At 48.7% G+C, this 22567-nt stretch carries 21 protein-coding genes; 8 read left to right on the top strand and 13 right to left on the bottom strand.

The window, feature by feature from the left end; translation table 11 throughout:
- Positions 1-56: 56 nt before the first annotated feature.
- Positions 57-1826, bottom strand: a complete 1770-nt coding sequence (gene mrdA, locus ON05_RS18890; protein ID WP_010472689.1) for a penicillin-binding protein 2 — start codon at positions 1824-1826, stop codon at positions 57-59.
- 276 nt (positions 1827-2102) lie between these two features.
- Here mrdA and glmM point away from each other — a divergent pair, with 276 nt between their 5' ends.
- Positions 2103-3554: a phosphoglucosamine mutase gene (gene glmM, locus ON05_RS18885; protein ID WP_010472687.1), complete on the top strand. Its 1452-nt coding sequence runs from the start codon at positions 2103-2105 to the stop codon at positions 3552-3554.
- On the opposite strand, the gene ON05_RS18880 is transcribed toward glmM, so the two are convergent.
- Positions 3551-4504, bottom strand: coding sequence for an asparaginase (locus ON05_RS18880; RefSeq protein WP_010472686.1), 954 nt, complete (start codon positions 4502-4504; stop codon positions 3551-3553). The genes glmM and ON05_RS18880 overlap by 4 nt on opposite strands.
- Before the next feature lie 55 nt (positions 4505-4559).
- Entirely contained in the window at positions 4560-5069 is a 510-nt protein-coding gene (locus ON05_RS18875; protein WP_010472684.1) for a CGLD27 family protein, read from the bottom strand.
- Between the two features lie 459 nt (positions 5070-5528).
- On the opposite strand from ON05_RS18875, the gene ON05_RS18870 reads away from it, so the two are divergent.
- Positions 5529-5864, top strand: coding sequence for a hypothetical protein (locus ON05_RS18870; RefSeq protein WP_010472682.1), 336 nt, complete (start codon positions 5529-5531; stop codon positions 5862-5864).
- Positions 5865-5922: 58 nt separating this feature from the next.
- Here ON05_RS18870 and ON05_RS18865 read toward each other — a convergent pair whose 3' ends face one another.
- From ON05_RS18865 to ON05_RS18855, 3 genes are read right to left on the bottom strand one after another with little or no spacing between them, the layout of a single operon-like run.
- On the bottom strand, positions 5923-6534 hold the full coding sequence (locus ON05_RS18865; RefSeq protein WP_010472681.1) for a hypothetical protein: 612 nt from the start codon (positions 6532-6534) through the stop codon (positions 5923-5925).
- A 6-nt stretch (positions 6535-6540) separates the two neighbouring features.
- The gene (locus ON05_RS18860; RefSeq protein ID WP_010472680.1) at positions 6541-7629 is read right to left on the bottom strand and encodes a hypothetical protein; all 1089 of its coding nucleotides are present in this window, start codon (positions 7627-7629) and stop codon (positions 6541-6543) included.
- Positions 7608-8399, bottom strand: coding sequence for a 16S rRNA (uracil(1498)-N(3))-methyltransferase (locus tag ON05_RS18855; RefSeq protein WP_010472678.1), 792 nt, complete (start codon positions 8397-8399; stop codon positions 7608-7610). Before ON05_RS18855 ends, ON05_RS18860 begins: the two co-directional genes overlap by 22 nt.
- Positions 8400-8771: 372 nt before the next feature.
- Between ON05_RS18855 and rpsB the strand changes: the two genes are divergently transcribed.
- The 4 genes from rpsB (at position 8772) to ON05_RS18835 (ending at position 12808) form a co-directional block, all read left to right on the top strand.
- Positions 8772-9668: a 30S ribosomal protein S2 gene (rpsB, locus tag ON05_RS18850; protein WP_010472676.1), complete on the top strand. Its 897-nt coding sequence runs from the start codon at positions 8772-8774 to the stop codon at positions 9666-9668.
- Between the two features lie 109 nt (positions 9669-9777).
- Entirely contained in the window at positions 9778-10512 is a 735-nt protein-coding gene (gene tsf, locus ON05_RS18845; protein WP_010472674.1) for a translation elongation factor Ts, read from the top strand.
- Between the two features lie 180 nt (positions 10513-10692).
- A complete protein-coding gene (locus ON05_RS18840; protein ID WP_039779815.1) occupies positions 10693-11511 on the top strand; it encodes a hypothetical protein in 819 nt (272 codons plus the stop codon).
- A 130-nt stretch (positions 11512-11641) separates the two neighbouring features.
- The gene (locus ON05_RS18835; RefSeq protein ID WP_236618937.1) at positions 11642-12808 is read left to right on the top strand and encodes an SH3 domain-containing protein; all 1167 of its coding nucleotides are present in this window, start codon (positions 11642-11644) and stop codon (positions 12806-12808) included.
- 52 nt (positions 12809-12860) lie between these two features.
- Here ON05_RS18835 and ON05_RS18830 read toward each other — a convergent pair whose 3' ends face one another.
- Positions 12861-13823 carry an alcohol dehydrogenase catalytic domain-containing protein gene (locus ON05_RS18830; RefSeq protein ID WP_010472669.1) on the bottom strand — a complete coding sequence of 321 codons (963 nt, stop codon included), beginning with the start codon at positions 13821-13823 and terminating at the stop codon, positions 12861-12863.
- A gap of 313 nt (positions 13824-14136) precedes the next feature.
- Here ON05_RS18830 and ON05_RS18825 point away from each other — a divergent pair, with 313 nt between their 5' ends.
- Complete coding sequence (locus ON05_RS18825) at positions 14137-14742, top strand: COP23 domain-containing protein (RefSeq protein ID WP_010472667.1); 606 nt, start codon at positions 14137-14139, stop codon at positions 14740-14742.
- A gap of 328 nt (positions 14743-15070) precedes the next feature.
- Positions 15071-15874: a serine protease gene (locus ON05_RS18820; protein WP_139025704.1), complete on the top strand. Its 804-nt coding sequence runs from the start codon at positions 15071-15073 to the stop codon at positions 15872-15874.
- Between the two features lie 186 nt (positions 15875-16060).
- On the opposite strand, the gene ON05_RS18815 is transcribed toward ON05_RS18820, so the two are convergent.
- The 6 genes from ON05_RS18815 to ON05_RS18790 all read right to left on the bottom strand — a co-directional run bounded on the left by ON05_RS18815 (position 16061) and on the right by ON05_RS18790 (position 22567).
- On the bottom strand, positions 16061-16792 hold the full coding sequence (locus tag ON05_RS18815) for a Uma2 family endonuclease (protein WP_085945169.1): 732 nt from the start codon (positions 16790-16792) through the stop codon (positions 16061-16063).
- A 206-nt stretch (positions 16793-16998) separates the two neighbouring features.
- Positions 16999-17586 carry a Crp/Fnr family transcriptional regulator gene (locus ON05_RS18810; protein ID WP_010472661.1) on the bottom strand — a complete coding sequence of 196 codons (588 nt, stop codon included), beginning with the start codon at positions 17584-17586 and terminating at the stop codon, positions 16999-17001.
- Positions 17587-17912: 326 nt separating this feature from the next.
- Positions 17913-19331, bottom strand: coding sequence for a di-heme oxidoredictase family protein (locus ON05_RS18805; RefSeq protein WP_010472660.1), 1419 nt, complete (start codon positions 19329-19331; stop codon positions 17913-17915).
- Complete coding sequence (locus ON05_RS18800) at positions 19328-20545, bottom strand: imelysin family protein (protein ID WP_010472659.1); 1218 nt, start codon at positions 20543-20545, stop codon at positions 19328-19330. Before ON05_RS18800 ends, ON05_RS18805 begins: the two co-directional genes overlap by 4 nt.
- Positions 20546-20883: 338 nt before the next feature.
- Positions 20884-21762, bottom strand: coding sequence for an ABC transporter substrate-binding protein (locus tag ON05_RS18795; protein WP_010472658.1), 879 nt, complete (start codon positions 21760-21762; stop codon positions 20884-20886).
- Positions 21755-22567 carry an ABC transporter ATP-binding protein gene (locus ON05_RS18790; RefSeq protein WP_010472657.1) on the bottom strand — a complete coding sequence of 271 codons (813 nt, stop codon included), beginning with the start codon at positions 22565-22567 and terminating at the stop codon, positions 21755-21757. Before ON05_RS18790 ends, ON05_RS18795 begins: the two co-directional genes overlap by 8 nt.

The following is a 22567-nucleotide window of genomic DNA, read 5'->3' as shown; positions in this document are numbered from 1 at the left end:
ATTGTAGAGTTACCCAAAAAAAACTGGCAATGGTCGTCAACGATCCTTAATGAGGGCTATTTCTTCTGAGCCTTAAAGTAGGCTTCCAAGACTTTTAAGGCAATGGGGCCTGCCGTAGATCCCCCACCCCCGCCCGTATTTTCACCAAAGGCCACCACTACAATTTCCGGGTTATTAAAGGGAGCATAGGCCCCAAACCAAGTATGGGATGAACGAGGGGGGTCTTCAGCCGTCCCGCTTTTGCCCGCTGCCGGGGGAATACTAGGCACATTTAACGCCTGACCTGTACCGCTGGTGACCACCGCTCGTAAACCCGAACGAATCGTATTTAAGGTCTTGGGTTTTAAATTCAGGGAGGTCCGCCCTTGGTCATCGGGCTGATCGGACTGGAATAGGTGAGGGGTGACTTTATACCCCCCATTGGCAATGGCAGCAAAAATGAGGGAGACTTGGAGGGGACTGAGTTGTACTGCCCCCTGCCCGATAGAAACCATAACGGTGTCAGCAGGATACCAGGCGTCTTTAAACACCTCTTTTTTCCAAGCTGGATCAGGAATAAACCCAGAAGATTCTCCGGGGATATCAATGCCCGTTCTCTCCCCAACCCCTAAACGCTTAGCCCACTCAATTAGAATTTTGGGACTGGTCCCCACGCCCACACGGCCAAAAAAGGTATTGCTACTCCACTGCAAGGCCGTTTGAAAACCAATCACGCCAAAGCCTGCCCCATTCCAATCCCCCACACCATGCACTGATGCTGAGGTGGCTACCAGGGCGTTGGGAGAATATTTGCCGGATTCAATTCCTGCGATCGCAGTGGCGATCTTGAAAGTACTCGCCGGTGGAAAAGCCTGCATGGCCCGATTAACAAAGGGGAATTTGCGATTCTGTAACTCTTGCCATTGCTTTTCTGTGACGCGCTTGGCAAACCAGTTGGGGTTAAATCCTGGATAGCTGGCCATGGCAATAATAGCGCCGTTCTTAGGATTGATGGCAACCACCGCCCCTTGCCGTTTGCCTAACGCCTTTTCGGCTGCCTTTTGCACCTCTAAATCGAGGGTGAGTTTGACATCCTCGCCAGCGATGGGCAATTTTTGGCCCAAGATTTGCACAATCCGGCCTGCACCATCCACCTCAATTTGGTTCCCTCCCCACGTGCCCCGTAACTTTTGTTCATAGGAGGCTTCAATCCCTAATTGGCCAACCACATCTCCTAGGCGATAGGGTTTGTCTTGTTTACGGGCTAACTCTTCTTCACTAATTTCGCCGATATAGCCAATCACTTGAGAAGCGAGTTCACCATGGGGGTAATAGCGAATAGCCTCCTTATCAATTTCGACACCTACAATGTCGCTCATCCGTTCCGACAGCGCCACCACTTGGGGAAAGGTCAACCCTTGAGCCACACGGACTAGAGAGGTTGAGTTATGTCCTTCAACCTCTACTCTTTCCTGAATTTCTGCTTCAGGAATTTTAAGAATCGAAGACAGGACATCCACCGTTTGGGACCACTTTTCGTCTTTTTGAGCAATGGGCCAAACAAAAACGGAATAGGTATAGGTGCTGTTCGCCAGAATCCGGCCTTTACGATCTAGGATTTTGCCCCGTTCAGGCCGTTTTGGAATTAAACGAACTCGATTCTCTTCGGCTCTCTGAAGATTCAGTGCCCCTTCAGTAATCTGCAAAAAACTGAGGCGCGGAACAATCGCTCCAAACAATAAAAGGCTGATAAAGCCACCAAAAACAAACTTTCGAGGGCCGGATCCGACACTGCGTTGAGAACGCTGACGTCGTGGTAAAGAAAATGATTGATTAGAAAGGGACATTGATCCTATTGGATAGGGCACACTCGCATAATCCGCATGACATCGGTAGGAAGCGCCTAATCTTCAAAAAAAGCTCTAGCTAAGGCTACCGCGATATTCTAGCCCATTACATCCCAGAAGCGTACAGCAGCTCTTTCCGTGAACATGCTATTTTCTATCCTAAGTGTTAAGCTTACGAACACCCAAGCAGGGATCCATTGTGTATATCTACTCACCCGTAGATAAGGTATTCCGTCTTTGGGGATCGTACAGCCATGGTGTGGAGTGTATTGTCCAATGTCTGTTACTTCTCAATCTAAGCAGAAAAGTGTTATCAAAAGCGATCGCACGGTTCAACCTGCCAAACTAGCGCGCAAAGTTGTGGCAGCCGCAAAAGATGTGAACTTATTCGGAACGGATGGGATTCGAGGCCATGTCGGTCAACATCTCACCCCTCAATTAGCGCTGCAAGTAGGCTTTTGTGCAGGACTTGAGTTGGGACAAGATTCATCACCCCGTCAGCCTTTTATTCTGGGTCAAGACTCTCGTAACTCCAGCGATATGTTAGCGATGGCCCTGTCGGCAGGTCTGACCGCCGCTGGGCTAGATGTTTGGCATATCGGATTATGTCCAACCCCCACCGTTGCCTACTTAACTCATCACACCGAAGCAGTAGGTGGCGTGATGGTCTCTGCCAGTCATAACCCGCCAGCAGATAATGGCATTAAATTTTTTCAAGCCAACGGTACTAAGCTCCCTCCCGCCACTCAAGGGAAAATTGAACAACGGATTCGAGCCTATGGTCAACAACAGCCCTCGGGCACCTGGGGACATCATTTCCATCGGCCTGAACTGACAAAATCTTATACCGATGCAATTCAGACCCCCTTACACGCTCAAGTCGATTTCCAAGGGCTGAAAGTCGTCCTGGATCTGGCTTGGGGCGCAGCCACTCAGTTAGCCCCTGCTGTCTTTAAAGCCATGGGGGCTGAGGTCATTTGTTTACACGATCAGCCAGATGGTGATCGTATTAATGTCAATTGCGGCTCTACACATTTAGAACCCTTGAAAGCAGCCGTTAACTTACATGAGGCTGATGTCGGCTTTGCCTTTGATGGCGACGCCGATCGCGTGCTCGCGATTGACTGTCAAGGCCGAACCGTGGATGGCGACTATATTCTCTACCTGTGGGGCAAAGCGTTACAGCAGCAAAATCAGTTGCCCAATGACTTGATTGTGGCAACCGTAATGTCTAATTTAGGGTTCGAATTGGCTTGGCAACAGCAAGGCGGCACTCTCTTACGAGCAGCCGTGGGGGATCAAAATGTCCATGCTGAGATGCTCAATCACGGCTCCATGTTAGGGGGTGAGCAATCTGGTCATATTTTATGTCCCCACTATGGTGTCAGTGGCGATGGTTTGTTGACAGCATTGCATTTAGCAACCATTATTTGCCAAAACAAGACCCGCCTCTCCTGTTTAGTGGATGACAGCTTCCAGACTTATCCCCAACTTCTCAAGAATGTGCGCGTCGAAGATCGCGATCGCAGGCGCAACTGGCAAGAGTGCCAACCCCTCCAAACCCTAATTGATCAAGCCACAGATGACATGGGGGATCAAGGTCGAATTCTAGTCCGGGCCTCCGGCACAGAACCTCTCATTCGCGTCATGGTAGAAGCCCGCAATATGGGAATGGTCAACCATTGGACAGACCGATTAGTCAGTGCGGTTGAAACTCATCTAGCCTAAAGCATCACCAGCTCACCATTCACTTCTAGGCGTTTATAGTTGCTCAAACATAAATAGCGATCGGCTAGGGTATCGGCGTGGCTGGGTTCTAGCCAGCCTAACTCTCGCAGCAAGTGAATGGCGACGGCATATTTCGCCCGCTTTGCCCCATCCTTAACTTTGATCGCTAAGCCTAAGCCTTCACCGATGCGGCCTACACATTGCACACCTTCAGCTCCAGATTTACTGACTAATTCTCCAGCAGATAACGTCATTAAATCCGTATCAAATTGACCTTGCCCTGCCACCAACGTGGGATGGTGAATCATTGCCCGCATCACCCGCTCAATATTTAAATTATTACCCGCACTAAGATGGGCATAGAGGGTCGCGATTTGCTCTAACTGCATATAGTAGGTCGGTACACCGCAGTCATCGTGGGTGCGCATAAATTCTGCCGCTGGCATTTTCAGCAATTCCGCCATTTGGTTGAGAATCAACTGCTGAACCTGATGCCGGGCCTCCATATAGGTATTTAAGGGCCACTGACATTGTTGGCAAACCGCCAACATCCCTGCATGTTTACCCGAACAATTATGTTCTAAAGGACTATCTAAACCTTGGGGAGTCGGGCATTGCAAGGCTGTCGGATCGATATCGCAGTGCCAAAGGATATTAAAGACTTGCCGCACCTGCTCGACAGTATGGTGGTGGGACCCACACATCACCGCCAGATCCCGATCGTTGAGATCAAAATGCTCCATTGCGCCACTGGTCACAACCGATAGGGCCTGCACAGGTTTTAAGGCGGAGCGAATAAAGCAAGAGGTATCTGTCTGCCCAGCAATAGAGAGCATTCTGCCCCTGGTATCACAGACAACGGCTTCAGCTTGATGCTTGGATTCAATAATCCCTTCCCGCAGTAGATGGATCTCAAGTGCAGGGCTATGATTGCGTTTTCCCATGGTCATGCGTAAGACTCTAGCATCAGATGCTGATTGGGTAAATATATTTTTAACTAGGGGGTTAAGCGTAAGCAGTAATCAGCCACCAAAGGCTAAATTCTCCTGCCAAAGTTAAGCCTAGCCCTAAGAGACTTCGCCGCAAACGCTCTAGGATGGGCTGTACTTCATAAGTCCCAATTAACCGTTCTCGATCCAGCACATCGGTAGGCTTGGTCCAATATTGACCGTCATACCAGCCAGTTTCTTCATAAAAGATTTTTTCGCGTAATAGGCGATCGCACACGTAAGACCATCCCAGATACAACCGCAAGACCAGCAATACCAGTAAGCCTGTGGCAACAACCGAGATCGTCAAGACAAACTGGCCCAGGGATTCGGCCAAGGAGAAGCTACTGGCCGCAAAGGGAGAAGCAATCACACTGGCAATACTGCCTAACTGAAAACCTCTATTGAGATATGCTGCGTCTTCTAAAGTTGCCCATCGAAAAAAACAGGATTCTTGCAGACTTTGGTACTCATTCAGAGGCTGTTGCTCAAGGGGCACAGGGCAATTAGAAACGGGAGCGTTCATGCATTCACTCAACTCAAGAGGGGGAAGTGTGAACCTGAGACCACTAAACTCTATATCTCACTAAGGATCCATCCTTCAAGTCACCTATTCATCCTAGATCAACTTGCTAGAGAAACTCACAAAGGCTGGTCATACTCATCATCCCGTTGTGCCCACGAATCAGCCTAAGGTCACTAAGCTGATTCACCCTATGTAGAGCAAATCAGTTATCAGCATGTACAAACCACGAGAAGAGAACGTTAATCTTTATTCATATAGCTTTAGCTGAAAAACGCTATGAGCCTTCATGTGGACTGTCGATGCAACCACTGCGATTTTCAATTTCTGGGTGGTCATGGGGTGGTAGATCTCTCAACCTATCGAGCTATTGAGTTTCGATCGATTTGTACCCACTGTTTCACTCTATTGCCTATATACAGCGAGGATTTAAACTATCCACAATTAGGAAAGCTGTGTTTTTTGCATTCTCAAGCTTTGCCCTTTGAGCGTCCAGTATTTGATAAAGCTCAACAAAAAGCCTGGCAACGACGCATCAAACGCGCCAAAAAACCACTCAAGAAAAAACTCAGGCTAGCTCTAATGCAAATGAAAAACGATAAAGTTTGGAATTCGATGCTTTCTGAGGTGGTCTCTGGAATCGCAATCTCCGTGATGGAAACAGAGGGGATGATACACCTCGATCTGGCTAAGGTTCATTGTCCTATTTGCAACTTCTCAGGAACGATAAAGTTGAGCTTTGCGAGCAATGACATTTGCCCTAAATGCAAACAAGGAACTATAGTTTGCGCTGTTTAAAAAAGTTATTTCATCTACGGCGTTCTAAATGGTTGCCAGCCAAGAAGATCAAACAACCTTAACCTGCCATAGAAACATCAATGCTAATGCCATATTTGACACTAATGTCTCGGGCACGCTTGCGGATAACCTCTTCACTGAAAGTAAATCTTGGCAAGATTGTGTCATCTAGCTGGAAGGCCATGCGGGTGAAGTCAGCATGTTCAGATTTCTGTAAGTTGACCGGATGCTGGAGTTTCCCTGACTTAAAACTCAACGTAGCTTGCTGCCCATTTGCATAGGTCACCACGGAGAAGTTGCAGCACAAAGCATTGAGTACTGCTATCCCCAATTCACAATATTCAGAACCGACTTCAATATGCTTCTTCATATTGCTGCATCCTCTCGGTCCACTCATCAATATAACTACAGCAGGAACCTGTCCATTTCGCACAGGATGCAAGGGAAGCCCCGCATCATATTCAATAACCGCACCAAATTCTTGAACTAAAATTTTTACAGTGCTGCAATGTCCATCAATCGCTTCATCGATAGCATGGCAAAGCGATTGGAGCAGAAACATAGTTGACACCTCAGGATCCAACAGATCACCAACATACAGATGTGACCGACGTCGAATTGGCTCCGGCCATGGCAGAACTTCTATGTCTTGCAGGTCATGTTTGTCCATACCAGATTACCTAGATTGCCCAAGACGCTGATCGACCTGTTGTTTAAGCATGGCTAAACTACTGTACAAGTGGAAGGCCTGATCCCATTGACTATCTTCTCGGCGTAACAAATTGATGTAGGACTCAAACGCCCCCAATAGTTCAAGCTGTTCCACCGCAGTATCGGCAAAAGAGGTGAAATCTGCCCAAGTGGTTGCATGGGGCAAGTTTTGGGTCAGCAAGGTGGTTAAGCCACGCCAATTCGCCCAAGAAGTTTCCTGATCTACTTCCGTGAGCTTGATGCCTTGGTTGAATTGATAGGCTGCATCATAGAATCGCAAAATACAGCCTTTTTGGGGCAAGTGCAGATCGCAGAATTGAGCATGATCCTGCGTCTTTTCTTTCCGCTGTAGCTTGCCACGCGGATCGCGATCTACAACCTGTTCAAAAATGGGAACTAGACCTTCAACCCGTTGAGTTACATCAGACCACTGAAATCGGAATGAACTCGTTTGTTGCGAGTGATGATCAGACACCAGGACTTCTGGTGCGGGCTGTGAGGATTGAATATAGCAGACCTGATGGACCTTAAGCGTTTGAACCTGAGCCATGGTGACCGCAAAGTTAGGAATTCCTGCTGCTTGCAAGTCTTGGCCATACATCTCTAACTCTCCAATCGGGCCAATCCGATAGAGACGCCACCCGCGGCTGGGGATTAACATACGGGCTGTATAGGGTTCAACCTGCATGATTTTGGCAAATTTAAGAGCTGCTCCAGTTTTAGCGTCCGTCGGTAAGGGTTCTAAAATCAGGGCTCCTATTTGCGTTTGCTCTGGATTCGCAGTCGCTTGGCTCAGTTTGGCTTTTCGTAACGCTTGAGCATGATCTTGAAGTTGTTTGAGACCTTCGCGAGCCGCTTGGGCAATTTTGGGACCGTAATCTTCCTGTAATAAAGCACGGAAGGTCTGCTCGGCCTGCTCATGGTCAGATTGAGCCGCTTGCAGTTTCCCCAAATAGAGCTTGCCCCATGGATCGCTCGTGGGGATGGCTTGAATCAATTGAGACGCCATCTGATAGTCTTGACGATCCAATGCTATGGCGATTTCTTGGTGCATACTTTTCCCCCTGGGTACGCAGTGTGTAGTTCTATTTGTGCGATCGCAATGGATACTGCCATGTAATTTGCGGTGACCGCTCTTAAGGTTCTTTGGCCTAGAGAGACTGCTTGGTATCCGGCTGTTTGGGCCTGCTGGGTTTCAGTCTCGGTCCATCCGCCCTCGGGCCCTACCATAACAGCAACACCCGATTGGCTCTCTTGATCTAAAGCTTGGCTGAGACAGTGCAAGAAATTCGGTGCTGACGGCTCTACAGTACAAATATATCGTTGCCAGGCGCCCTGATCATCCTGCATCACTTTTTTTTCAAAGGAGACCGGCTCCAACACTTTAGGAATAATCTGCCGATGGGACTGCTCAGCTGCTTCTGTGGCAATCCGCTGCCATCGCTGAATACGATTAGAACTCGGTTTCAGCAGCGTTCGCTGGCTAATAAGCGGCACAATATGGCTGACCCCTAATTCCGTTACACTCCGAACCACTTGGTCAAAATGATTCCCTTTCGGAGGGGCAGCTAGTAACATCATCGGCATCGCCAACTCAGTCTGTTCACCTAAAGCGTGCAATATCCTGGCTGACCTAACATCGGGCTGAAGCTCCGCTAACCAGAGTTGTCCCTGGCCATTCATAGCAATAAAACGATCACCATGCCCCAACCGCAACACATCACACAAATAATGTTGTTGATCGCTCGTCAAATAAATCTGATGATTTTGGCGTTGCTCAGGGGCTATCGCTAACCGCTGCAACTGGGCCGTACTCTGGTCCACAAGTTTAGGTTTACCTAAGGTATTGGAAATTTTGCGATGGCAACTATCGCTACGGGTATATAAAAACTATTAAACCCAAAAAAAGGGAGGGAGCGATCTTGCTCTATTCCACCCCTGTCATTCTAGTCAACCTAAACAGATCAATGTCTGGGCTATCGCACTGGGACCCACCTCCTTAAGACTGCAAAAAGCGGGGGTCGCTGATGTATCCAGCCAAGTCCCGACAAAAAGCCATGTGGGACCTCGGGAGTTGTGCTATTTTGTAAAGGCTGTTAACACTTCACACATCTGAGAATTCGGGTGTTTCTCGCCAAATCATTGGTCGCAAGAAATGCACTCAGATGGAGGTTGAAACCCGAATAGGAGAAAAATATGCCTGTTATTAGTTTGGCTCAAATGCTTGAGTCAGGAGTTCACTTCGGCCACCAAGCTCGCCGTTGGAACCCCAAAATGGACCCTTATATCTTTACAGAGCGTAACGGGGTTCACATCATTGATCTGGTGCAAACCGCCCAGTTGATGGATGAAGCTTACCACTACGTCCGCTCTGCCTCAGAATCTGGCAAGAAATTCTTATTCGTAGGCACGAAGCGACAAGCCGCTGGCATTATTGCCCAAGAAGCTGCCCGATGCGGTGGCTACTATGTCAACCAGCGCTGGTTGGGAGGTATGCTCACCAACTGGACCACCATTAAAACCAGAATTGAGCGTCTCAAAGATTTGGAAAGACGCTACGAGAGCGGTATTTTTGACCTCTTGCCCAAGCAAGAAGCGTCCATGTTGCGCCGAGAGCTGGATAAATTGCAGAAGTACCTCGGTGGTCTGAAGCAGATGCATAAGATCCCTGATGTGGTCGTGATTATCGATATCCGCCGGGAATACAACGCGGTGCAAGAGTGTCAGAAATTGGGACTACCCATTGTGTCTTTGTTAGACACCAACTGCGACCCCGATTGGGTCGATATTCCCATTCCTGCCAATGATGATGCGATTCGCTCCATCAAACTGATCATCGGCAAGCTCGCTGACGCCATTTATGAAGGCCGGCATGGACAAGTCAGTGCTGAAACCTTCGAAGGCGACGACATTCCCTCTGCCATTGACTTCGAGGATGAGACGCCGGAACCCGTTGCTGACGCAGCAGACGCTGAAGTCGCAGCAGCCGAGCCTGTTGCTGAAGCAGCTCCTACGGCTGAAGCTGCCCCTGAAGAAGCTCCTGCTGAAGACGCTGCTCCTACGGCTGAGGCAGAAGAGCCTGCGGCTGAATAGAACCAGAACCCTGCTGGACATCTAAGGGAAGCCTACTGCTCGCTCTTAGATGTCCCTTAACGTTTTAGCTTCAAGATAAACACCATCATAGATACACCGAGAAAAGACCATGGCAGCAATATCAGCAAAAGATGTTAAAGAACTGCGTGATAAAACTGGCGCAGGGATGATGGACTGCAAGAAAGCCTTGCAAGAAAATGATGGCGATCAAGAAAAAGCCATTGCCTATCTGCGCAAAAAAGGCCTCTCCCAGGCGGGTAAAAAGTCCGGTCGCGTCACTGCTGAAGGACTCGTTGATAGCTACATCCACTTCGGTGGTCAAATTGGTGTGTTGGTCGAAGTCAACTGTGAAACTGATTTTGTAGCCCGCAACGAAGCTTTTAAAGAACTGGTCCAAGACATTGCCAAGCAAATCGCCGCTTGCCCCAATGTCCAATATGTTGATACCGATGAAATCCCTCAGGATTTTGTGGAAAAAGAGAAGGCAGTGGCCATGGGCTCTGACGCCCTCAAGGGTAAGCCCGACAATATTAAAGAAAAAATTGTCCAAGGCAAGTTAGACAAGACCTTAAAAGAGCTATGCCTCTTGCATCAACCCTATATCAAAGACCAAAGCATCACAGTCCAAGAACTGCTGCAGCAGGCTATTTCTAAGCTGGGCGAGAACATGAAGGTTCGTCGCTTTACTCGCTTTGTCCTAGGCGAAGGCATTGATAAAGTTGAGTCTAACTTAGCCGAAGAAGTGGCAGCCCAAACCAAGCCTAAAGTAGAAGAGAAACCTGCCGAAGAGAAGCCTGCGGCCAAAAAGGCTACTTCTAAGAAGAAAAAAGGTAAGAAGAAGTAAACAAACTAAAAAGGTAGACCTTGGTCTACCTTTTTAGTTTGAGCGATTACAGCGTGCTGCCCGCCGTTCCATGTTTGAGGCTGCTACCATCGTAAAAAAGGTGATATCTAGCTCTTCAACGTGAAATAATCCAGCGATTGATATTTGGTCTCAATTGAAGCTGGGTACAATTGCATAACGATGCGATCGCAACCTGCGATACTCGCTATTTTAGTGGCTACGCACCGATTGGTAATGATGGTCCCAGAAATTACGCAAATTCAGCAAAGCCTTGATCAGCTCGATCAAAAAACCGTTGAATTAACTCACAAAGTGCATGAGCAGTATGGGCAGTACTTAGCCCTGCTTGGCCCTGCCGTCTCCCAGAAGCTCATTCAGGCTAGCTATCATCTCTGTACTCAGGTCAACCCAACTAGCTTTTTGAAACTGTCTCTGAATCAACAACAAACTCTGCAGCAAGAGGTGCAGCGACTGGGCACCAAGTTACAGGAAGCGTTAAAAGCCGTCACCCAACCTTTAACCGATATAACTCAGCAAGAGAGTGTGGACCCTGAACACTTGTCCCACCTCTTGCAAGATATGGAACAGGCCATTCTAGATGCCTTACGTCAAATTTCTCAGCAGGCCAATGAGTGCTTGCAGGAATATGGCATTGTTAACATCACCTCCATGGATCTACTGTTTGACATTGCCAGCAAAGCAGCTGAGCAAGGGCGACCGATCACAAGCGCTCCCCATTTAATCAAAGCTCTGATGGATGATCAAAACGACGACTCATCGGACGATCGTTCCGATCCAGTCGTCGCCATCTTCCTGCAATTATCCGATTTAGAATTTACCGATGCAGAAGTCATGAATGAGCGACATCAACTTCGCCAGCTCTGGCAACAGCTCAAAATCCTACGAGAGTCTTTTCAAAAAAAACAGCGAGAAAAAACGGTTGCCGAAGCCACAGCAGCATGGCGAGCCAGTTGGTTCCCCACAGAAGTCAGTGAATAAAATCGACATGGTGCGCTTTGATAAAATCGATCAGAAAAATAAATAGTTCTAGTGCTTCTCTAGCAACTCCCCCAAAAGTTTGACAGACTGACTTTTGTGTCAGGTTTGCAAGAGTTAAGGAGCGGCTCTGATGATGCGTTTCAAATCGGTGTCCACAGCACTACTAAGCGGAACAGTCATGGTTCTTGCGGGTGTGCTTCCCATTAGACATAGCCAAGCCGAAACCCTGACCTATCCCAAAACAGTGCAAGTGAAGCCGGGGGGAGCCAGCATTTTTGCCCAGCCCAGAAACTCTGGGGAAGTGATTGGAGAATATAAAGCTGGGGTCATTCTCAATCCAACCCTGCGCGTTTTTAGCAATGAAGGGCAAATTTGGTTAAAAGTAGGCGACCATTGGATTCCTGAAGCTTCATTACGGGTGATAGAGGGTCCACCCCCTGCCGCAGCACAGCCCCCGACTCCACCTGCCTCGCCGCCTTCACCGCCCCCTGAGTCCCCTTCAAAACCCTCTAAGCCCTCAACGCCAGCAACACCCTCAGCACCCAAAGGAAAACCTCTAGCGGCTCCAGTTACTAAAACCCCACGAACGGCAGAGGTGATTGCCAAGGACGCAGACGTTGCCATTAATGTCCGAGAAGAACCCACTACTGACTCAAAATCTTTGCTAGCCGTTAAGTCAGGGGAACCTGCTGAGGTTTTAAAACAAACCTTGGGCAAAGATTCCTATACCTGGTACAAACTGAAATTCACTCGATTGGGAGCAGAAGGGTGGATGCGCGGTGACTTTGTCAAAATCCGCGCTCAAAAATCTCAGCCTCAAAGCACAGCCGCTCCGCCTAAAAATCCAGGTGCTATTACGTCCCCCCCTGGTGTATTTGTCGCTCTCCAAACGACCCCAGCTCAGCAAACCGCCACTCAGTATCGGGCTAGTTCTGGCCAGAGCGTTGAACTCCTCAAAATGGTCAAAGGCGAAGATGGATTGGCTTGGTACAACGTTCAGTTTCTCGATAATGCTGAGGCCAAAGGGTGGGTTCGTGGCGATCAGGTGAGATGGCTGGTGAGCTATACCCAACCCAAAGCGGCTAAGTTGAGCGCCTCCCCAGGCCAGATCATTTCTTTTTATGCCCAGCCCACTGAGAAAACAGCGTTGCCCCTTCGCGGCATCTCAGGTCAAGCTGTAGAGGTTTTAAAACAGACTAAGGGTAACAATGGCTATGCTTGGTATTCGGTCAAAGTGCAGGATAAGCCGACAGCCCAAGGTTGGGTCAAAGGCGAGAATGTCCGTTTACAGCTATAAGTGCCGTGATCGTGACGGCCTAAAAAGCGACGAGGGGAAAAGCCATTCGCCTCTAATCGTTCATCGATAACAAAACCTTTTGGGTACCTCGCTGTTGCGCCACTGCAAACGCTTGAATGCCCTGAGACAAGGGAAAGGTAGTTTGGATCAAAGAGGTAACGTCTACTGCTGACTGGTCCAATAGATCTAAAGCCTTGGCAAAAGGTCCACAGCGAGACCCCAACACGGTCAGCTCATCGACGACGATAGCAGCCGCATCAATGGTTAAATGCTCAGCATAGGTACTTTTGAGTACTAACGTTCCTCGGGGACGCAGAGCTTTACGCGCCAGGTCAAACCCTTGAGGATTACCTGTACATTCAACGGCAATATCAAAAGACCGTAGCTGAGCCTGGAGATCGGGTTCAAAGCCAGTTGCAATATTTCGGGCTGAGAGATTCGCTAATTTCTCGGCATGACGTCCCACAACAAAGAGTTGACATCCCGTCAGCGCTAAGGTTTGGGCAACCAGCTGCCCCAGCTTGCCATCACCGACAACCAGCACGCGGTGGGAAGGATTGATGGCGATTTGTTCCTGAATCTCTAAGGCCGCAGCGAGGGGTTCCGTAAACGTAACCACTTGATCGGGAAGATGATCGGGGACAGGATGGAGATTCGCAACAGGTAACGTTAAATATTCGGCAAAAGCCCCATGACGGTTGACGATACCTAAAACAGACCGTTGTTCACAGTGGGTCGTTAAATGACGACGACAATAGTCACAGTTGCCACAGGCTGCATTGATTTCACCGACCACTCGCTTACCTTGCAAATGAGCAGGTCCCTGTTCAACCTGCCCAACAAATTCATGGCCCAGAATACCGGTATAGGGGTAATAGCCCTTGATTAACTCCAGATCAGTATTACAAATGCCTGCTTGTCGCACTCGGACCAAGGCTTCATCCGCTTGGGGTTGGGGCAGGGGCAAATCCGTGCGATGACGAAGCTGATTGTCTTCTAACCAAAGCCCTTGCATAGTTTTCTCCACAGTCATCTATTTCAGAAATGGCAAGCTGTTTGCGATGATGGTTGCTAAAAACATGCCTGATGCATTGTTTTAAATGATTCTGTTTGCATTTGATACTTCTGTAGCTAATTTAAAGATTTCTGTAGCTTCATAAAAGGTTGAGCTGAGTCTATTGCTGAGCAGAGAAGGTTGGTATAAGCCTTGAAATCAATCGGTGTGATCGAAGAGGGAAGTAGGCTGTGATCTAGGTTTTGCCATACTAAGGATAGGAGTGATATACCTGAATTGTAACTCTTACGTTCAATGAGGCTTTGAAGGCATTATGAAGCGCCACCAGATCACATCTATGATTGCGTTGTCCGTCGTGGCTGGTGCAACCTTAGTTATGGGAGCTCAACCTGCACAAGCCGGTGAAGCACGATTCAGTTGTGCCCTAGGCAGTGGCACCCCTACTACCATGGCAAAAACCAAGCGAGGTTATGTACCCGTCATTCGCTGGACCTCTGAATATTTTGGCGCTTCCGGTTGGTCTCCAGAAGCTCGCTGTGCCGAGGTTTCGGATCGCTTCAACTCCTATTATCAAAAGGACACCCTGAACTTTCTCACCACTGGTCGGATGAATCGCCAGTCTGTCGTTTGTGTCGCGAACTATAACGGGGGTCCTTGCAGTGGGTTATTGTTTACCCTCAAGCCAGGCAGCAATCCTGGGCGAACCTTGCAACAGCTTCTCAGCGTTCGAGTCGGTGCATCAGGGCCTCTGAATGAGTCTACGGCCCGCGTTTATATTGACATGGAAGATTTCTTGAGTAAGGCACCGGTTGAGAAAGAAGCAGGGGCAACCCCAAGCACCCCTCAACCCAAGATTGAATCCACGACTCCAAGCTCTACAACCACCCCTGCTGCAACTAAGCCTTTGGGATTGTGGTAATCCTCTAAATCCGTGGCCCATCCCGGTTGGACACGGATGATTTAGATAACAGCTATAAATGCAGGCTAACCTGGGCAAGAGAGCTTCTCTAGCTTGGCGTTAACCTGCATTTGCCTTATTTAAGAGCTGTGTCTTTAACGCGCAGCGCTGGTGAGGCCAATTATGGTTAAGAGCAACCAGATGGTTACAAGCAAGTGTTCTGAGGTTCACGCTGGATACAGCAGATCTTACAGCATAGCCTTAGACTATCAACCCACCGACGATGGCCGCTAGCGTATGATTGCTATCAATATGGGTCATGAATCAGGACGTAAAGCAATTAGATAGCATGGTTCCCACGTTAAGTCTGTACTCCCTATGCACCATAGCGCTATGGCTACCGGGCATACCCCCTAGTGCTGAACTTTGTACTCAAGTCCCTGGGGTGCCGTTGCTCGCAGCTCCTGCGAAGACTGAACCGCACACCGTCTCGGTTGAACGGGTACGCCGTTATGCGCGAACCATCACCGTAACGGTGTGGGTAGATGATCGATGGAGTTCTGGGATTTTAGTCCATCGCCAAGGTCGGACCTACACGGTGATCACGAATCAGCATGTCGTCGCCGTTGGCAAACGCTATCAAGTGGTGCTGGCAGATGGGCAGCGTTATGACGCCGAACTAAGGCCATCCCCAAACCAGGAAAAGAACGATCTGGCGGTACTAAAATTTCAGAGTCCTAACGTTGCTTATCCCGTCGCTCAGTTCGCTCCCTCTTTGTCACTAGTCCCTGGAGTTCCTGTTTTTGCAGCCGGATTTCCCATTGCTCAAACCTCAGCCAGCCAACCTCAATTTCGCTTCACATCAGGACAGGTCTCTCTGATCTCTGATCGGGTATTGCAGGGTGGTTATCAGATTGGCTATACCAATCCCATTCAGAAAGGAATGAGTGGTGGCCCTGTTTTAAATCGTTGGGGACAGGTGATTGCGATGAATGGAATGCATGCCTACCCCCTTTGGGGTGATCCTTACATTTTTATAGATGGTTCCAAACCTAATTCTGCCGAACATCAAGTGATGAAACAGTCTAGTTGGGCCATTCCTGCAGAACGATTTTTGCAGTTTATCCCTACAGCCCATAAAGTTAGACGATAGGTTAAGCGATCGCCACACCCCTCTGCGAAACTGTCCACATTCTTTTCCACGAGCCGAGTCACCGTAGTTTGCCCCATCCCAGCCATTCCCACTAGCGACACCAAGCGGCACGGCGTGGATTCCCTGGTTAATCTCTACTATCAACCGCTGGGGTTGGGGCACCTTAGATGGAGCTTGACTGCTGGATTAAATAGAATCAGGATCCACCCCCAGCGCTTTCAACTTTTCGGCTAATCGCTCGACCCGAGCCTTTGCCTGCTCAGCACGATTTTTTTCTTGCTCCACCTGCGACTCGGCTTGCTCCACCCTTTCTTCTGGCGTGAGTAAGCGATCGCCGTCCTGATTAAACCAGTAAAGCCATTCTCGTTCTCGCCCCAGATAGGTGCCGCGCTCTCGCCCTAGCCCTAAGCCAATTTCGGGCAGCCAGACTGGATTTCCATCTAATTGTTGGTAAGTGCCATTCTCCAAAATATACACTTCAAGAGACTGACGTTTCCGTCGAGACTTGTGATTCGGTAGATAAACGGCGTAATAGCGAATCCCTAAATCCGCGTAGATTGTCTTTTTCCGTTCGTATTCACCGCCGTAGGTCTTTGATACAACCTCTAAGGCTAAAATCGGAGGAATGTGATCCTCCTCCCAGAACATATAGCTTAAACGGACATCTTCACCAATAAACCGTTCAACGCCAAGGCTAAGAAAGCCATCTGGCACGATGGCTGGCTGGTCGGGGTCATAGTAGATGCCCATATCTACGCCAAAGAACCAATCGACTCGTTGAGGCCATGCCATTGCCAAAATGCCGTCGAGCAAATTGGGGATGAGATTTTGCAGTTCATTATCAACGGGCGTATCGTCTGAGTCCGGTAACTCAGCTGAGGAGGGGAGACATTGTCTGGGGTCGTATTGAAGCACCATGGGCATCCTCAGTGATGGCCTTGACTATTGCTATTTTAGTCCTACGACAAATTGCGATCGCATATGGGTGACTCTATTGACATGGACCTTTAGCACAGGACAAAACTCTTATTAGCCTGTCAGGACAAAAGTTTCAAGGAACGTACAACTCCTCACGCTATTTTTTTAGTCAACAATAGTTCCAGGGGCACTCGTCAGACCTTTATTCAGCAGCCCAGGGCTTTGCCCATAGCAATGGACGATATAATGAGCCGTTGCTTAGGAAGTCGGATCAACTGTCCTTCTCGTTCCAATTCGTTCAGTATGCGTGTGGCCGTAATTCGATTAATCCCAGTGAGCTCAGCAATCAGTTGATGGGTCAGACCAATATCCAGGAGTTGCCCTTGCTCCACCGGCTGACCAAATCGATGGCTCAACCAGGTTAAGAAATGAAGCAGGCGCTGGGGAGCGAGTTTATAGCTATTGATGAGGAAGAGATCCTCCATGAAACGAATATGCGATCGCAGCACTAATCCCAACTCTTGGCTGGAGACTGGAACTGCTCGAACTTGAACATCACTCACACTTTCTATTTGAAAGGGGGCCATGCTGGTAAAGCGTTGCCCAATACAATCTCCGACCCCCCATAGTCCTAAAGTGACTAAATCCCCTTCATCATCCCAAGTGACCGTACGAACCACTCCCTGCTCAATACGCCATAAATGGCCCACTGGCTCATCAGGAATCACTTGTTTGGGTTTGAATGGTAAAAGAGTTGGCGCAGGACTGAGCGAAGTAGCGTGCACAGCAGTCATAGGCTTATATCCAATAAACTAACTTGAGATAAGCAAGCCTTTTGGGGCTCTAGCAGTCATATTTCGGCAAATGAGACCTGCATTTCCCCCAAAGTTAGTGTTCAATATGATGGCAAGCATGTCAGTCTAAAACCAGGTCAACTTAAGTGGAAATTTGGCTCAGAGTAAGTAGAAAAAAATAGAACTTTCTAGCCTCAAATGGCGCTATTGCAAACACCAGGTTTTGACCTTCCCCCAATCTTTTTTCAGCAAAGCACTTCTAGCCAAAAAAGCGACAGCCCACAAGCGTTAGTAACGCTTGTGGACTAAAAATGGATTGAAAAGGACTAGAGAGATTGCAAAAAGGCCATCAGGTCAGTTCGCTCTGTTTCAGATAACTGGAGAACCGCCTCCTTCGACGCTTGGGCTTCTCCTCCATGCCAGAGAACCGCCTCCATCAGATCCCGCGCCCGACCATCATGGAGGAAAAACGTATGTTTATTCACGTTTTTAACTAAACCAATTCCCCACAAGGGTGGTGTGCGCCATTCTTGCCCTTCGGCTTCAAAGTCGGGGCGATTATCTGCCAGCCCTGGCCCCATATCATGGAGCAGCAAGTCCGTATAAGGATGAATCACCTGATTGTTGAATTCTGGATGCTCCGAGGTCTGGCCCGTCACTAGCTTGGGTGTATGGCAACTGGCACATTGCGCTTGGTAAAACAGCTTTTCACCCCGTTGCTCTGAGACACCCTCAATATTGCGTCTGGCAGGAACCGCCAACAAACGCATATAGGTGGTAATTTTATCCAAAAATTCGTCACTGACTTCAGGCTGCTCGCCAAATTTGAGTTCCTTGAGACAATCAGCTTGGCCTGCATTACAGCTGGGTTTAGGGAACAGGGAGGTGGTGAGACCAATATCTCCATTAAAGGCTCCAGCAATTTGCTGTTTTAAATTGGGTTGATTGGCTTTCCAGCCCAAAATGCCCAATTGTTTTTCTTGCTTGGCAAAATCCCAAACATAATTGGGGCGACCTGAAATACCGTCGCCATCTTGATCTTCAGGATCTGTTTGTTTTAAAATCTCTGCTTTGGGAACCGTCTCTAACAAGCCCAGGCCAAATACGGCTGGCGCGACGCGGGGCGAGAATAAGACCTCATCCCCTAGGGGTCCATAGGCCAAATCTGTGAACTGATAGCTAGGCTGTCGCACACTAAACGGTTTACCATCCGCAAAAGTACCGGGTTCCTCTTCCCAAGTGATTTGAGTGCGACCTTCAGAGGGGACACCAAGTATTCCTTGTTCTTGGAGTTGTCCGCCATACAAGGGATGAGGGAGAGGCCCCCCTTCTTCTGTTTGCCCCGGAATACTGAGCCGAATCAGTTTGGACAACATACGGTTTTCATGGGGCAGGGGTGGACGACCTCTGCCATCGCGCACATGACATCCAGCACAAGAATTCCGATTAAAGAGCGGCCCCAAGCCATCCAGGGTTGCCACTGAACTAGGGGCCTGCACCCATTGGGTATTGAACAGGTGATCGCCAAAGACAAAAACCCGCCTTCGCTTCCGATCCAGATTTTTAATCGGTTGGGCAAAGGCCGTTTTGGTGGCTTTACTCACCGTTGCGGCAGTACCACCAGACAGCTCAGTGCGATTGTCAGAAGAGAAGGCTTCTTGAGAAGTTACTCCTCCCTGAACCATCAAAATCATCAGGGCTGTGAAAACAGCCCAGACGAATAGGAATAGGCGTTTAAACTTCATTCTGCCAAGATTTCTACAGAGGTACCGAGTACTGGGCCTAGTTCTTTAAAGGCTTCTCCCTGGTTCTCTAAAGCAGTCACTACTGCTTCAACTTCAGCTCGCTGAGGACTGCCCTGGGCAGAAGCGAGAACTTGATCAAAGGGTTGATCGATTTGAGAAGCTGATTCTTCGGTTGTAGTGAGGGCTGCCGTTATTTTTTGGTTCAGATCAGGATTCATTTGCGCCAGCAGCTCATCAAAGCCTTTGCCTTGATATCCTGCATAGTCACCAAAATAAACATTACTAATACCTTTGGCATTAAAGACAAAGTCTTGGTAGGTGGTGTCGCTAAAACAAGAGTGCTCGTCTTCTTGATTCCCACTATCTAAGGCAACCGTCATCCGCTCCGACGCCATTTCAAAAGCGCTTAAGGTGGCCAGTGCTGTAAAAATTTTGCCCACGGTGGCTTTGGGATCGCCCTTCAGAAACTTAGCCCGATAATTCTCAGCATTGGGCTTCCATTCTGTTTCCAGGAAAGTTAAATCACTCACCAGCTGTTGAGTGACTAGGGTTAAGTATTGGCGACGACGATCGTTATTGTTTTGGTTGGGAACAAAGTCCGTAAAACTGCGTTGGCCCGGCCCTTCATTATTGAAGTCTTGGCCCCATAGTAAGAATTCAATCGCATGCCAGCCCGTAGTCACATCCGCTTCATCTGTGACTTGGTCATTTTCCATAATGGCAGCAATGGAAAGTTCAAATTTGGGATTGTTGATCAGACCGCTGTCAGGCTTTTCTTTGACGTAATCAATAAAGGCTTCATTCATTGGCCAAGCATTGATCCGACCTTCGGGGCCTTCTTCTCCAGTTTTGGCATCCACAAAGTCAATGGGGCCTTCATAGAAACGAAAGGCTTCCGTTTGCAGATAGCTCTGTCTCGCTTGCACCCAAGCATCTTGAGCGGCTTTATGAGACGTTTCATTCGGATTATTCAAAAAGGCTGTGATTGCCACCTGCATCATGGCCGCTTGGGTACGAGCATCCTGATAATTCCGAAAGACGACCTCTGCATAGTTCTCTACATAGGGGGTGAGATCAACATTTTTCGCAGCGATGGTCTGCTGACGACCTGCCTTGTCGTGGTGATGGGCATTGACAACACCGACGGTCGTCAAGGTAACGGAACAGCAAAGCAAACAACTCAGGGTTTGAGAAAGTCTTGGAGAAATCATCATGGGCTCTGTAATCAGTACGACACTGCAAATAGATTGCAGACAAGGTGCAAAACCACTCCATATACTTGCAACAGTTCAGTATATGTAAGTGAAATTTATTTAAGATAGCCAAGAAGAAAATAAATCAAATAGAGCTGTTGTATCCCCCACAGCTTTTGATCGTAAAGGACCTCAGGTGGTCGTAAATTTCAATCGATACCATATCACTTATTGAGAAATAAAATCAATTGATTGCAATAAGTGTCTATAGAATTTTGGCAAAGCGAACACCATCACTGGCATCGCAGGTTGTCTCTTGCCGGATTAGGGTTGCGATCGCAGCGTTCAGTACGGTGTTCTCACTGCAAAATCTCTTGCAGTTGGGTGCAAGCAGCCTCAATCTTGCTAATGCTGCCAGGATTGACAAGGCCGTAATAATCAAAGGCATGCACCCGCTTATTTTGCGTCGCTTTCAGCTTGCTCCAAAACGGTTCAGCTTCGAATGCTGCCACGGGATCCTGCTCCGGGTCCACCACCAGGACAATATCGGGGTTTGCCTCTAACACCTTTTCCGCTGAGAGGGTAACATAGCCTTCCACTGGGCTTTGGTCTTGTAGATCTGCTGCTAGGTTTTTGGCCTTAAATTGCTGAAGCAGATCGCCAGCCCAGCTATTTCTATTGGGAGCTAAGATTGGTTGTCGACTGACCAGAACCAGGGTTGAGGCTGATTCTTCAGGTAATTTACTCAGGCATTGTTGATAGCGAGCTAATAAAGGGGCGGGATCGGCTCCGATTTGGTCCGCTATCTCTTCCGTTAACGCGATTAAATCCTGCCAGCCTTTGACTTCCGTCGTCAATGTAGCAATGCCCAAATCCTCTACTTTGCTGAGGGGCTGATCATGAAACCCTTTCGCACCAATCACCAGCGTCGGCTTCAGGGCAACAATTTTTTCTAAATCAGGGGCGGTTCGTCCTTGACTGACTTGGGGGAGATCTTTAAACCGCTGATCGGTTCCAATTAATCGACTACCCGGAATTCCCACCAGCTTGGTGTCATCCAGATGATGAATAATATCGGCTGTGAGGGAAGTCAAGGCTACGACCTTGACCGATTCGTTGGTTGTGGCATCCGCTGTCGCAGGTTTTTCGCTATTGGCAGAGGGAGGTGGGCTAGAACAAGCGAACAGTTGGCTACTGAGCAGTAGTGCGGCTAGGAGTAGCCGAGAACGGTTAGTCATGGGACGAAACGGTTGAAGGAACAGGTGTATCGGCTGCGCGGATGGCACAGATTTGTAAGCCCACAGGGCTATCCATCAGGGCAGCGGTGATGCCAAAAACTTGAGCCAGATTATGGGGGGTGAGCACTTGTTGGGGAGACCCCAAATCAAAGAGCTGTCCTTGTTTCAGCAGCGCTAGGCGAGCACTATAGCGAATCGCGAGATTAACATCATGGAGAACGGTCAGAATCGTCAGCCCGCGATCTTGATTGAGGGATTTCAGAAGCTCTAGCAATTCGAGCTGATGGTGTAAATCTAAAAAAGTCGTAGGCTCATCTAGCAGCAAGACTTTGGGATTTTGAGCTAACGCCAAGGCTAAAAAAGCTCGCTGGCGTTCGCCACCTGACAGGTTTTCCAGGGGGCGGTTGCGAAATGACAACATCCCCGTTTGGGCCAAGGCTCGTTTAATATGCTCATGATCTGTGGGTGTCAGCGACCATTGCCACCAGGATTGATAGGGGGTCCGGCCTAAGCAGACCAGTTGGTGAACGGTTAGCCCTGCAGGTAGCGTTTGGTGCTGGGGCAAGACGGCCATCTGTTGGGCGACGGCCTGGGTGGATTGCTGTTGAATGGCTTTGCCATCCAGGAGAATGGTGCCTGCTTGCAGGGGCAACATGCGGCTGATCAGTTTTAATAAGGTCGATTTCCCGGAGCCATTCGCCCCCAATAAACTCAGCCACTCGCCCTCCTGCAAGGTAAAAGCAATATCTTTAACAATGCTGGTTTGGCCATAACCACCGCTAATTTTTTGCAGGTCTAGGAGCAT

The organism is Acaryochloris sp. CCMEE 5410 (assembly GCF_000238775.2).
GTDB lineage: Bacteria > Cyanobacteriota > Cyanobacteriia > Thermosynechococcales > Thermosynechococcaceae > Acaryochloris.
This window is presented reverse-complemented; position numbering and strand designations above follow the sequence as displayed.